Source organism: Streptomyces toxytricini, from assembly GCF_014649915.1.
Classification (GTDB): Bacteria; Actinomycetota; Actinomycetes; order Streptomycetales; family Streptomycetaceae; genus Streptomyces; species Streptomyces toxytricini.
The window spans coordinates 267,534-280,727 of record NZ_BMTY01000005.1 but is presented as its reverse complement, the minus strand read 5'-3'; the positions used below and the strand labels follow the sequence as shown (position 1 = coordinate 280,727).

Sequence of the window (13,194 nt, the reverse complement as noted above, 5' to 3'; positions counted from 1 at the left end):
CACGCACAAGGAGACCGACCACCATGCTTGACGGCTGCACCCCGCCCCGTGAGCACCTCGCCGAGGCCTACCGGGCGAACGGCTACTGGCGGGGCGAGAACCTCTCCGCCCTGCTGCGCTCCTGGGCCCGCCGCTCCGCGGACCGGACGGCCCTCGTCCACGGCGCGACCCGACTGACGTACCGCGAGCTGGACGCACGGGTCGACCGGCTGGCCGCCGGCTTCCGGGCGCACGGGCTCGGCCCTGGCGACCGGGTCGTCGTCCAGCTGCCCAACGCGCCCGAATTCCCGGCGGTGTGCTTCGCGCTGTTCCGGCTGGGCGCCGTGCCCGTGTTCTCGCTGACCGCCCACCGGGCCGCCGAGATCGGCCACCTGCTGCGGGTCTCGCAGGCCGCGGCGTACGTGCTCCCGGCCGAGCACCGCGGCTTCGACCACCTGGCACTGGGGCTGCGGCTGCGGGACGAGGTGCCGTCGCTGCGGATGCTGTTCGTGCTGGGCGGGGTGCCGGCGGGCACGGCCGCGGTGCCGCTGGACCGGGTCGACGCCGAGCCGGTGGAGCTGCCCGAGCCGGACCCGTCCGAGGTGGCGTTCTTCCTGCTGTCGGGGGGCACGACGGCCCTGCCGAAGCTGATCCCGCGGACGCACGACGACTACGCGTACCAGACGCGGGCCGCGGCCGAGGTCAACGGGCTCACCGAACGGGACGTGTACCTGGCGGCGCTGCCCGTCGAGTTCAACTTCACCTGGGGCTGCCCGGGCGTGATCGGCACGCTCGGCGCGGGCGGGACGGTCGTCCTCGCCGACGGCCCGGCGCCGGACGACTGCTTCCGGCTCGTCGAGGAGGAGGGCGTCACCTTCACCTCGCTCGTGCCGACGGTGGCGCAGCTGTGGCTGGAGGCCGCCGAGTGGTCACCGCACGACCTGCGGACCCTGCGGACGGTGCAGATCGGCGGGGCGCCGCTGGCGCCGGAGCTCGCCGCCCGGGTCGGCCCCGGGCTGGGGGTGCGCCTGCAGCAGGTGTTCGGCATGGCGGAGGGGCTGCTGTCCTTCACCCGGGCCGACGACCCGGAGGAGGCCGTGCTCACCACGCAGGGCCGGCCGATCTCGCCCGGCGACGAGGTGCGGATCGTCGGGGAGGACGGGGCGGAGGTGCCGCCGGGCGCGACCGGCGAGCTGCACACCCGCGGCCCGTACACCCTGCACGGCTACTACCGGGCGGAGGAGCACAACCGGACCGCGTTCACCGCGGACGGCTTCTACCGCACCGGCGACCTGGCCCGGATGACGGCCGAGGGCCGGCTGGTCATCGAGGGCCGCATCAAGGACGTCATCGTCCGCGGCGGCGACAAGGTGTCCGCGGGCGAGGTCGAGGGGCACCTGCTGGAGCATCCGGCGGTGGCGCGGGCGGCGGTCGTCGGGATGCCCGACGAGTGGCTCGGCGAGCGGATCTGCGCGTTCGTCGTCCCCGACGGGGAGCCGCCGACGCTGGCCGGGCTCAAGCAGGCGCTGCAACTGCGGGGGCTGGCCGACTACAAGCTGCCCGACCGGCTGGAGCTCGTGAACGCGTTCCCGCTGACCGGGCTCGGCAAGGTCGACAAGAAGACGCTGGCGGCCGGCCTGGCCGCCGCGGCGCACCGGCCGCTCGCGGCCTCGGCTCAGGGAGGGCCCCGATGACGAACAGCCCCGCCGCCCCCGGCACCGCCGCTGTGCCGGACGCCGGCCCGCAGGACGTGACGGCGGCACTGGCGCGGATCACCGCCGAAGTCATGAAGGTGGAGCCGGAGGACCTCGCCCCGGACGCCAACCTCGTGCACTGCGGGCTCGGTTCGCTGGAGATCATGCGGGTCGTCGGGGCGCTGCGCCGGGCCGGCATCGCGGCGGGCGTCCGCGAACTGGCCACGGAGCCGACCCTGGAGGCGTGGACCCGGCACCTCCTGGAGGGGCAGAGCGCCGCCGAGGTCACCGCGAGGCTGGCGTGAGCGCCACCCCGGCCGGGGGCGGTGCGGGGCCGCTGCCGGAGCGGGCTCCGGCGCTGCTGGTGCGGGGCGGCTGCGTGTACACCGCCGACGCGGAGGCGGCGATGCACCCGTCGGGCTCGGTCCTGGTCGTCGGGGACACCATCGCCGCGGTCGGACCGGTCGCCGAGGTCGACGCGGCGGCCGCGGCGCTGCCCGCGCCGGTGCGGGCCGGGATGCGGACCGTCGAGGCCGGCCGGCACCTGGTGCTGCCGGGCTTCGTCAACGCGCACTGGCACGAGATGTTCGCGCTGCGGCTGCCGTTCAAGGGCGCGCTGCGCGACCCGCGGGACGCCTCGGACGAGCCGGGCGTGATGGCGCTGGGCGGGGACGTTGCCAAGATCTCGGCGATGTTCGACACCTTCCAGGACGTCGCCGACGGGCTCACCCCCGGCGAGGCCGAGGCCGTCGCCCGCTACTCGCTGTGGACACAGCTCCGCTCGGGCACCACCGCCCTCGGCGACGTCGGCTCCTTCAACCGCGCCGAGGCCCTCGCGGCGGCCGCCCGCACCGTCGGCGTCCGCTGCGCGGTCAGCCACTGGACGGGCGACGGGGTGTGCGCGCCCGGCGAGGGCCGCTTCCGCCGCACCCGCGACACCGACGCGGTGCTGTCCCGGCTGGAGGGCCTCCTCTCCGACTGCGCCCGCGACCCGTCCGGGCTGGTCACGGCCCAGGCCAGCGCCGCGTACGTGACGAACGTCAGCGACGGGCTCGGCAAGGGCCTCGGGGAGCTGGCCCGCGCGTACGACGTCCCGTTCGCCACGCACGTCGGCGCGCTGCGCCGGGAGGCGGAGGTGATGCGGGGGTACCACGGCACGACCCCGGTGCGCCGGCTCGCGGAGCTCGGGCTGCTCGACGACCGGCTGGTGGCGGTGCACTGCGCGTTCCTCGACGCGGAGGAGCGGTCGCTGCTGCTCGCCGCGGGCGCGCACGTCAGCCACTCCCCCGCCAAGTACGGGCCTACGGGCGAGTCGACGCTCACGGAGACCCGCGCCATCCCGGAGCTGCGCCGGGCCGGGCTGGACGTGTCGCTGTCCACGGACGGCGGGGCGCTGCCGGTGGGCGGCATGCCGGAGGCGATGCGGGCGGCGTGGCACGCGTACACGGAGATGTACGCGGACAACACGGCGCTGCTGCCGACGGACGCGCTGGCGATGGCGACCCGGATCGCGGCGCGCGCCCTGCGCCGGCCCGACCTGGGCGCGCTGGAGCCGGGCCGGCAGGCCGACCTGGTGCTCGTGCCCGCCGGCGACTGGCGCTACCTGCTCAACCCGCGGCCGCTGGAGGGGTTCCTGAACCTCGGCGGGTCGGCGGACGTGAAGACCGTGATCGTGGCGGGCCGGGTGCTCCTGGAGGACGGCCGGGCCGTCCACCTGGACGAGGAGCAGCTGGCCGCCGACTACCTTCGGGCGCTGGCGTCCTTCTCGACGCGGCGGCTGGGCATCGCGCCCGAGGCCGTCGCCGGGGTGCTGGCGGGACACGTCAGGGGGGCGGAGGCATGACGGTGGAGACGGACAAGGTCGCGCTGGTCAGCGGTGCGGCGGGCGGGATCGGGGCGGCGGTCGCGCGGGCGCTGGCGGCCGACGGCCGCGCGGTGGCCCTGCTGGACCGGGACCGGTCCGCGCTGGACCTGGTGGCGAAGGAGCTGGCGGAGGACGGCCACCGGGTCGTCGCCGTCACGGCGGACGTCGCCTCGCAGGCGGAGGTCACCGCGGCCGTGAACCGCGCGGAGCAGGCGCTCGGCCCGGTCTGCGAGCTGGTCAACTGCGCGGGCGTGCTGCGGATGGGGCCGGTGCTGGACCTGTCGGACGACGACTGGGAGACGACGTTCGCGGTCAACGCGGGCGGGGTGTTCCGGCTGTCGCGGACGGTGGGCCGGCGGATGGCCGAGCGCGGCAGCGGCGCCGTCGTCACGGTCGCGTCGAACGCGGCGGGCACGGCCCGCATGAACATGTCGGCGTACGCGGCGTCGAAGGCCGCGGCGACGATGCTGACCAAGTGCCTGGGGCTGGAGCTCGCCCGCTACGGGATCCGCTGCAACACGGTGGCGCCCGGGTCGACGTACACGCCGATGCTGTACGGGATGTACGACCCGGAGGACGTGGCGCGCAGCTCGATCGAGGGCCTGCCGGAGTCGTTCCGCACGGGGATACCGCTGCGCCGGATCGCCGTCCCGCCGGACATCGCGGACGCGGTGCTGTTCCTGCTCTCCGACCGGGCCCGGCACATCACCATGCACGACCTCGTCGTCGACGGCGGCGCGACGCTCGGCGCCTGATCCGGCCCCTGAACCCAGAAAGGAGATCGTCATGGGCATCCCGGCGATCGCACCGTACTGCATGCCGTCGGGCGGGGAGCTGCCCGTGAACACCGCCCGGTGGACGGTCGACCCGCGGCGGGCCGTGCTGCTCGTCCACGACATGCAGGAGTACTTCCTGCACCCCTTCCCGGCGGGCGCACAGCCGCTGACGGACCTCAAGGCCAACAGTGCGGCGCTGCGCGGGCGGTGCGCCGAGCTGGGCGTGCCGGTGGCGTACACGGCGCAGCCGGGGGACATGACGCCGGCGGACCGGGGCCTGCTGAAGGACTTCTGGGGGCCGGGGATGACGGTGGCGCCGCAGGACCGGGCGATCACCGCGGTGCTGGCCCCAGCGGAGGGGGACGCGGTGCTGACGAAGTGGCGGCCGAGCGCGTTCTTCCGGACGGACCTGCTGGAGCGGATGCGGGCGCAGGGCCGGGACCAACTGCTGGTGTGCGGGGTGTACGCGCACGTGGGGATCCTGGCGACGGCGAACGAGGCGTTCGCGCACGACATCCAGGCGTTCGTGGTGGCGGACGCGGTCGCGGACTTCGACGCGGGGCACCACCGGTTGGCGGTGGAGTACGTGGCGACGCGCTGCGGAATGGCCGTGACCACGCAGGACGTGCTCCGGCAGCTCGCCGGGGCCGGTGCGGAGGCGGTCCGTTGACCGCGGACGGCGGGGACCTGCTGGGCCGGATCCTGGCGGCCGGCCCGGCAGGCGGCCCGACGGGCGGCGGACCGCACTTCGCGCTGCTCCACCGGCCGGAGTCGGGCTCCGGCGGGGTGGACGTGCTGCTCGGCCGGGCCGCCGAGGTCCCGGACGGGGAGGGGCTCGCCGGGCTGCCGCTGCCGGCGGCCGGCGCGCGGGGGCGGCACGAGCTGCTGGCCCTGCTGCCGTACCGGCAGATCCGCGAGCGCGGCTTCGCCTGCCCCGACGACGGGGCGCCGCTGGTGGCCCTGGAGGTCGCCGAGCAGGCGGTGGTACCGCTGGAGGAGGTGCTTCAGCGGCTGCCGCAGGAGCCGCTACGCACCTCGGGCGGGGCGTTCGACCTCGACGACGGGGCGTACGCGGCGCGGACGGCGCAGGTGCTGGCCGAGGAGATCGGGCGCGGCGAGGGCGCGAACTTCGTGCTCCAGCGCTCGTACACGGCCGTGGTGGAGGACTGGGGCGCCGCGGCCGCTCTGTCGTTCTTCCGCCGGATGCTGCTGCACGAGCCGTCCGCGTACTGGACGTTCGTCGTGCACCTGGGCGGCCGGACGCTGATCGGGGCGACCCCGGAGCGGCACGTCAGCCTGGCGGGCGGCACCGCGGTGATGAACCCGATCAGCGGCACCTACCGCTATCCGGAGGACGGGCCGACGGAGGCGGGCCTGCTCGACTTCCTCGCCGATCCGAAGGAGGCCGACGAGCTGTACATGGTCGTCGACGAGGAGCTGAAGATGATGGGCCGGATCTGCTCGGAGGGCGGGCAGGTCGTCGGCCCGTACCTGAAGCAGATGGCGCGCCTGGCGCACACCGAGTACCTGATCCGCGGCCGGACCGGGCTGGACGTCGTGGACGTGCTGCGGGAGACGATGTTCGCGCCGACGGTGGTGGGCAGCCCGCTGGAGAGCGCCTGCAAGGTGGTGCGGAAGTACGAGCCGGAGGGCCGCGGCTACTACAGCGGGGTCGCCGCGCTGATCGGCCGCGACGCGGACGGCGGGCGGGCCATGGACTCGGCGATCCTGATCCGCACGGCGGACGTGGACGCCTCGGGCGCGCTGCGGCTGGCCGTCGGCGCGACGCTCGTGCGGGACTCCTCGCCGGAGTCGGAGGTGGCCGAGACGCGGGCCAAGGCGGCCGGGCTACTGGCGGCGCTGGAGCGGGAGGCGCCGCCCGCGGAGCCGGTGCCGTCGTTCGGGGACCGTCCGGCGGTGCGGCAGGCGCTGGACGCCCGGAACTCGGCGCTGGGAGCGTTCTGGCTGGCCGATCCGCAGGCGCGGGCGGAGGCCCGGCCCGAGCTGGCGGGCCGGCGGGTGCTGATCCTGGATGCCGAGGACACGTTCACGGCGATGGCGCAGCACCAGCTGGCCGCGCTGGGGCTGCGGGTGTGCATCCGGCGCTACGACGAGCCGTACGAGCCGGGCGCGTACGACCTGGTGATCGTCGGGCCGGGTCCGGGCGACCCGCGGGACGCCGGCCACCCGAAGATCGCCGCGATGCGGGCGGCGACGGAGCGGCTGCTGCGCACCGGGACGCCGTTCCTGTCGGTGTGCCTGGGGCACCAGGTGTTGAGCATCCTGCTGGGGCTGGAGGTGCGGCGCCGGCCGGTGCCGCACCAGGGCGTCCAGCTGAAGATCGACTTCTTCGGCCGGCCGGAACTGGTCGGCTTCTACAACACGTTCGCCGCGCACAGCCCGGAGGACTCCTTCCGGTGCGCCCGCCGGCCGGGCACCGTCCGGGCGTTCCGGGACGCGGCGACCGGCGAGGTCCACGCGCTGGCGGGCCCGGGGTTCGCCTCGGTGCAGTTCCACCCGGCGTCGGTCCTCACGCAGAACGCGACGGAGATCCTCGCGGACCTGCTGGCGGCGGCCCTGCCCCGCTGAGGGGCCCGGCCCGCCGGCCGCAGCGGCACCACCTCCGAACCATCCCTGACCATCCCTCACCTTTCACCGAACGGGAGTAGCCATGCCCTTGGCAGCCACCCTGGACGCCGGCCTGCGCGACGAGCAGGTGACGGAGCTCGACTCCACGATCATCGAGCTGGTCCGCCGCCGGTCGGAACTGGTCACGCGGCTCCAGCAGGCGAAGAGCCTGGCGGGCCTGCCGCGCACCCAGCTGGGCCAGGAGACCGAGATGCTGAACCGCTACCGCTCGGCCCTGGGCGCGCAGGGGACCACGCTGGCCCTGCTGCTGCTCAAGCTGGGCAACCGGCCGGACCTGCTGCCCTCGGCCGGCGCCTGAGCCGCCCGCGGCCCCCCTCCTGCGCACCGCCCCTCCCGCACCGCCCCCGCGACTGATCCTGCGGGGTCCCATGAGCGCCCTTCCGGCCACTGCGGAGGGGCGCTCGTCCGTGTGCGGCGCCCCGTCCAGGGCGCTCGAAAAGTCCGTTTCCTCCCGTTAATCGAGGCGGCTCCTCGACGTGAACTCAATGCCGGGTGGAGGCCCGACAGGCATGTCCCGGACAGCGGCGGGAATTGCTTGCCACACCCTCCGGCACCTGCCTACTGTGCTGGACAAGGACAGGGGCAAGGCACGGGGAAGAACCCGTGGAATTCACAGGATCCGTCTTCTCCGTCTTCTGTTTCCGGACCCGCCCGGGGGGGGTGCCACATGTACCGCACCATTTCCTTCCCCGCCGCCGGCGGAATCACCGGGCCAGGGGTCCCGTAATTTCTCCGACGCCTCTTTCCCACCGCCGCGCAGCACCTGCCGGCAGTGCGGCGTCAGGGCGGCCCGGACGTGCGCCGACCGCGCACGACGGCCGTTGCCGGCCCCCACCCCCCTTTCAGACCGGGTCTTCCGGAATTCACGGACCAGGGAGGAACCAACGTGCTCGTTGTGACGGCGTCAGAAGCCCAGCAGTGGCTCGTCGAGAAAATCGCCCACAAGCTCGGTGTGGAGCAGAGCGAGGTGTCGCCGGAGCTTTATTTCGACGAGCTCGACCTCGACTCGACCGAGGCTCTGATCCTCGCCGGGGAAATGGAGAACTGGCTCGGATTCGAACTCGGCACCACCACCCTGTGGTACCACCCCACCATCAAGGACCTGGCCGCCTTCATCGCGGAGGAGTCCAAGACCCGAGCCGAGGAACGGCATGCGGCTGCGTCCTGACCGGACTCCGGCGCCCGTCCGCCGGCTGAGCACCGCCGCGGCCGGGGCCGACACGGTGTACCTGGTGCACCCCGGCGCGCTGGACGCCGAGGTGCACCGGACGCTCGCCGCGGCGCTGCCGGCCGGGTCGGGGCTCACCGTCCTCGACCTGTCGGCGCTCCCCGAGTACTGGGAGGCCGCCCTGACCGGCGGCCGCGCCGCGACCACCGTCGAGGACCTCGCCGGCCGGCTCGCCGCGGAGCTCCTCGGCGCCCGCGCCGAGGACGCCCCCACCGGCGGCTCCCCCACCGGCGACGCCCGCCCGTACACCCTGGCCGGCTGGTCCTTCGGCGGCGTCGTCGCCCAGGCCCTCGTCGAGCAGCTCCCGGCCGGGCAGCGGCCCCGCCGGCTCGTCCTGCTGGACAGCATCGCCCCCACCGATGCGTACAAGCCGTCCGACGAGGAGCTGGACCCCACCCTGCTCCTCGGCTGGTTCGCCCTGTACCTCGGGGCGAAGCGCGGCACGCCGGTGGCCCCGGACCCGGAGCGGCTCGCCGGCGCGGACGTCGACCGCGGCCTGGAGGCCGTCCTGGACGCCGCCGTCGCCGCCGGCGCCCTGAAGGCCGGCACCCCGGTGTTCGGGCTCCGCAAGCTGTACGACACGTACGTGGACGGGCTGCTGCGCAACAACCGGCTCACCACCCCGTACGAGGCCGTGCCGTCGAGCGTGCCGCTGGTCCTCGTCACGGCCGAGGGCAGCCTGATCCCCGACGACCCGACGCTCGGCTGGGAGCCGCTGGCACCCCGCGGGCTCACCCTGCACCGCAGCCCCGGCGACCACTACACCATGCTCAGCCGCCCGGACGCCGCCGCCCTGATCGCGCAGCTGGTGCACGCCGCCTGACCGCCGCCCGCTCCTGGCAGGCCCTTCTCCACGATGACCGGCGGACCCCGGCCCACGGCCGATCGCCCCGAGACCCTGAGAGCTCTGTCGTGAATTCTCCGCAGCCCGTCACTCCGCCGTCGGACAGCCAGCTGGACCGCCGGCTGGCCCGAGACCCGATCGCCATCGTCGGCCTCTCCGCCCTGTACCCGAAGTCGCCCGACCTGCGCGAGTTCTGGTCCAACGTGGTCGCGGCGGCCGACTGCATCGAGGACGTGCCCGGCACCCACTGGGACCTGTCCGAGCACTACGACCCGGACCCGTCGGCACCCGACAAGACGTACTCCCGGCGCGGCGGCTTCATACCGGACGTGCCGTTCAACCCGCTGGAGTTCGGCCTGCCCCCGAACACCCTGGAGGTCACCGACGTCCTCCAGCTCCTCAGTCTCGTCGTCGCCCGCGACCTCCTCAAGGACGCCGGGGCCGACCAGCCCTGGTACGACGCCTCCCGCACCGGCGTGGTCCTCGGCATCACCGGCGCCAACCAGCTGACCCAGCCGCTGACCGCCCGCCTCCAGACCCCGGTCATCAAGGAGGTCGTCCGCAGCTGCGGCCTCACCGACCGGGACGCCGAGGAGATCGCCGCCAAGTTCCGCCTCGCGTACGCGCCGTGGGAGGAGAACTCCTTCCCCGGCATGCTCGGCAACGTCGTCGCCGGCCGGGTCGCCAACCGGCTCGACCTCGGCGGCATCAACATGACCGTCGACGCCGCCTGCGCCAGCTCGCTCGGCGCGGTCCGCGCAGCGGTCAGCGAGCTGCTGGAGCGCCGCTCCGACACCATGCTCGTCGGCGGCTGCGACGCCGAGAACACCATCTTCATGTACCTGTGCTTCAGCAAGACGCCCGCCCTGTCGAAGTCCGGGAACATCCGCCCCTTCGACAAGGACGCCGACGGCACCCTGATCGGCGAGGGCATCGGCATGCTGGCCCTGCGCCGCCTCTCCGACGCCGAGCGCGACGGCAACCGCATCTACGCGGTGCTGCGCGGCATGGGCACCTCCAGCGACGGCCGCTTCAAGTCCATCTACGCCCCGCGCGCCGAGGGCCAGATGGTCGCGCTGCGCCGCGCGTACGAGGACGCCGACTGCTCCCCCGCCAGCGTCGAGCTGTTCGAGGCGCACGGCACCGGCACCGCCGTCGGCGACGCCACCGAGCTGAAGGCGCTGACCTCCGTCCTCGCCGAGGCCTCCGACGCCAAGGCGTACGCGGCCGTCGGAAGCGTGAAGTCGCAGATCGGCCACACCAAGGCCGCCGCCGGAGCCGCCGGCATGATCAAGCTGGCCATGGCCCTGCACCACAAGGTGCTCCCCCCGACGATCAACGTCCAGGAGCCCGGCAGCTCGCTGCAGCCGGGGGCCGGACCGCTGTACGTCAACTCCGAGGCCCGCCCTTGGATCCGCCACCCCGAGCGGCCCAAGCGCCGCGCGGCGATCTCCTCGTTCGGCTTCGGCGGCACCAACTTCCACATGGTGCTGGAGGAGCACGGCGACGGCGACGACCTGCGCGCCGGCCACCAGGTGGCCGCCGTCCACCTGTGGCACGCCCCGGACACGGCCGCGCTGACCGAGCTGCTGGCCGGCGGCGCCCCCGCCACTGCCGGACCCGTCCCCGAGGGCAGCGCCCGCATCGCGCTCGTCGCCCGCACCGCCGGCGAGCTCGCCGCGCTGCGCGACACCGCGCTCGGGCAGCTGCGCGCCCGGCCCGCGGAGGAGGCCTGGTCGCACCCGAAGGGCATCTGGTTCCGCCGCCGCGCGGCCGCCGCCGGCAAGGTCGGCGCCCTGTTCTCCGGGCAGGGCAGCCAGTACGTCAACCCGGGCAGGTCCGCGGTGATGGCGCTGCCGCCGCTGCGCGCCGCGTTCGACGCCGCGAACCGGCAGTTCGAGGGCGCGGCCGCGGCACTGTCGGCGGTCGCGTTCCCGCCGCCCGCGTTCGACGACGCCGCGCGCAAGGAGCAGGAGGCGGCGCTGCGTGCGACCGCGTACGCGCAGCCGGCGATCGGCGCCCTGTCCGCGGGCCAGTACCGCTACCTGTCCGAGCTGGGCTTCGCCGCGGACGGATTCCTCGGCCACAGCTTCGGCGAGCTGACCGCCCTGTGGGCGGCCGGCTCCCTCGACGACGACGCGTTCTTCGCGCTCGCCCGGGCCCGCGGCAACGCGATGTCCCCGCCGGCCGAGGAGGGCTTCGAGGCCGGTGCGATGGCCGCGGTGTCCGCCCCGGAGGAGCGGGTCGCCGAGCTGCTCGCCGCCGTCGACGGGGTCGTCGTCTGCAACCGCAACGCGCCCGACCAGATCGTGGTGGGCGGGGCCACCGCCGAGGTGGAGAAGCTGATCGCGGCCGCCAAGGAGGCCGGCGTACGGGCCTCCCGCCTGCCGGTGTCGGCGGCGTTCCACACGCCGTTCGTCGGGCACGCCGTGGAGGCGTTCCGCGGCAGCGTCGACGCGGTCGAGGTGGCCGCGCCCGCCGCGCCCGTGTTCGCGAACACGCGGGGCGCCGTGTACGGCGCGGACACCGCCGCGAACCGACGGATCCTGACCGAGCAGCTGCTGAACCCCGTCGACTTCGCCGCCCGCGTGGAGGAGATGTACGAGGCCGGCTTCCGGGTGTTCGTCGAGTTCGGCCCGAAGGACGTGCTGGCGAAGCTGGTCGGCCGGATCCTCGGCGGGCGCGAGCACACCGTCGTCGCGCTCGACGCCGGCCCCGGCAAGGACGCGGACACCGCGCTGAAGCAGGGCGTGGCCCAGCTCGCGGTGCTCGGCCTGCCGCTGGAGACCGCGGACCGGTACGGGCCCGCAGCGCAGGCGGAGCAGGCGCCGAAGAAGGGGATGTCGATCCTCCTCAACGGCATCAACTACGTCTCGCCGGAGCGCAAGGCCGCGTACCGCGACGCGCTCGAGAACGGGTACCGCATCGCGGTCCCGACCCTGCCGAAGGCCGCCGCCCCGGCGCCCGCGGCCCCGGCTGCGGCCGCCGCGAAGGCCCCGACCGCCCCCACCGCGGCGCCGCAGGCCGCGCCGGCGAAGGCGCCGGCGGCCGCACCGGCTCCGGTCCCGGCCGCGGCCTCCGTCGCCGCCGCACCGGCCGCCACCGCGACGGCCGTGGCCGTCCGGCCCGCACCCGCCCCGGTCGCGGCCTCCGCACCCGCCCCGGCGCCGACGCCGACGCCGGCCCCGGAACCCGCCGTCATGGAGACAGCCCACGTGGACAACGACCGCCTGGCCGATCTTGTGGCCGACCACCTTTCCCTGCACGACGACTACCTGACGGGCCAGCTGCAGAGCGCCGAGCGCCTGACCGGGCTCCTGGAGCGCGCCGCCGAGCAGGGCCGGCTGAGCGAGGTCCTCGACGCGGTCAACGCCGTCAAGGAGCACGGGCTCGACATCGGACGCAGTCACCTGCGGGCCAACGAGATCCTGCGCGACCTCGCCGGGCTGGAGCTCGGCGCCGCCGCCGGCGCCCCGGTCCGCAGCGCCGCCCCCGCGCCGGTGTCCGCGCCGGCCGCCCGGCCCGCCGTGGCACCCGCCCCGGCTCCGGCCGCGCTCGCCCCGGCGCCCGCGCCCGCCGCCCCGGCGGCGCCCGCGCCGCAGGCCCCGGCGGCCGCACCGGTCCTGGTCTCCGCGTCCGTGGCCGCACCGGCCGCACCGGCTGCCCCGGCCCCCGCGTCCGTCCCGCAGCCCGCCGCGCCGAAGGCCGCCCCGGCCCCGGCGCCCGCCCCGGCCCCGGTGTCCGCGCCGCAGGCCCCGGCCGGTGCGGGTGTGGCGGACGTCCTGCTGGAGGTCGTGTCGGAGAAGACGGGCTACCCGGCCGACATGCTCGACCTCGACATGGACATCGAAGCCGACCTCGGCATCGACTCCATCAAGCGCGTCGAAATCATGGGCGTCCTCCAGGAACGCGCCGGCGCCACCGTCACCGCCGGTCCGGAGCAGCTCGCCGAACTCCGCACGCTCCGCGACATCATCGGCATCATGGCCGGCTCCACCGCCACGGCTCCCGCCCCGGCCGCCCCGGCCCCTGCGGCCGCTCCCACGTCGGGCGCGGTGGAGGCGGTGCTGCTGGAGGTCGTCTCGGAGAAGACCGGCTACCCCGCGGACATGCTCGACCTGGACATGGACATCGAAGCCGACCTCGGCATCGACTCCATC

General features: G+C 75.1%; 10 protein-coding genes. All 10 read left to right on the top strand.

Going from position 1 to position 13,194, the window contains the following annotated elements; translation table 11 throughout:
- The first annotated feature begins 23 nt into the window (after positions 1–23).
- On the top strand, positions 24–1,673 hold the full coding sequence (locus IE170_RS08615; RefSeq protein ID WP_189808696.1) for a (2,3-dihydroxybenzoyl)adenylate synthase: 1,650 nt from the start codon (positions 24–26) through the stop codon (positions 1,671–1,673).
- Positions 1,670–1,978, top strand: coding sequence for a phosphopantetheine-binding protein (locus IE170_RS08610; RefSeq protein ID WP_189808695.1), 309 nt, complete (start codon positions 1,670–1,672; stop codon positions 1,976–1,978). Before IE170_RS08615 ends, IE170_RS08610 begins: the two co-directional genes overlap by 4 nt.
- Positions 1,975–3,516: an amidohydrolase family protein gene (locus tag IE170_RS08605; RefSeq protein ID WP_229884648.1), complete on the top strand. Its 1,542-nt coding sequence runs from the start codon at positions 1,975–1,977 to the stop codon at positions 3,514–3,516. The genes IE170_RS08610 and IE170_RS08605 overlap by 4 nt, the downstream gene beginning before the upstream one ends.
- Positions 3,513–4,292, top strand: a complete 780-nt coding sequence (locus IE170_RS08600) for a 2,3-dihydro-2,3-dihydroxybenzoate dehydrogenase (protein ID WP_189808694.1) — start codon at positions 3,513–3,515, stop codon at positions 4,290–4,292. The genes IE170_RS08605 and IE170_RS08600 overlap by 4 nt, the downstream gene beginning before the upstream one ends.
- Positions 4,293–4,323: 31 nt before the next feature.
- Positions 4,324–4,983 (top strand): isochorismatase family protein, encoded by a 660-nt coding sequence (locus tag IE170_RS08595; protein WP_189808693.1) that lies wholly within the window; start codon positions 4,324–4,326, stop codon positions 4,981–4,983.
- Positions 4,980–6,902, top strand: a complete 1,923-nt coding sequence (locus tag IE170_RS08590) for an anthranilate synthase family protein (protein ID WP_373298959.1) — start codon at positions 4,980–4,982, stop codon at positions 6,900–6,902. Before IE170_RS08595 ends, IE170_RS08590 begins: the two co-directional genes overlap by 4 nt.
- A gap of 82 nt (positions 6,903–6,984) precedes the next feature.
- Positions 6,985–7,260 carry a chorismate mutase gene (locus IE170_RS08585; RefSeq protein WP_189808692.1) on the top strand — a complete coding sequence of 92 codons (276 nt, stop codon included), beginning with the start codon at positions 6,985–6,987 and terminating at the stop codon, positions 7,258–7,260.
- A gap of 588 nt (positions 7,261–7,848) precedes the next feature.
- Positions 7,849–8,130 carry an acyl carrier protein gene (locus tag IE170_RS08580; RefSeq protein WP_114059283.1) on the top strand — a complete coding sequence of 94 codons (282 nt, stop codon included), beginning with the start codon at positions 7,849–7,851 and terminating at the stop codon, positions 8,128–8,130.
- Positions 8,114–9,013 (top strand): thioesterase domain-containing protein, encoded by a 900-nt coding sequence (locus tag IE170_RS08575; RefSeq protein ID WP_189808691.1) that lies wholly within the window; start codon positions 8,114–8,116, stop codon positions 9,011–9,013. The genes IE170_RS08580 and IE170_RS08575 overlap by 17 nt, the downstream gene beginning before the upstream one ends.
- Before the next feature lie 89 nt (positions 9,014–9,102).
- On the top strand, positions 9,103–13,194 hold a 4,092-nt coding region (locus IE170_RS08570; protein ID WP_189808690.1), incomplete at its 3' end, for a type I polyketide synthase.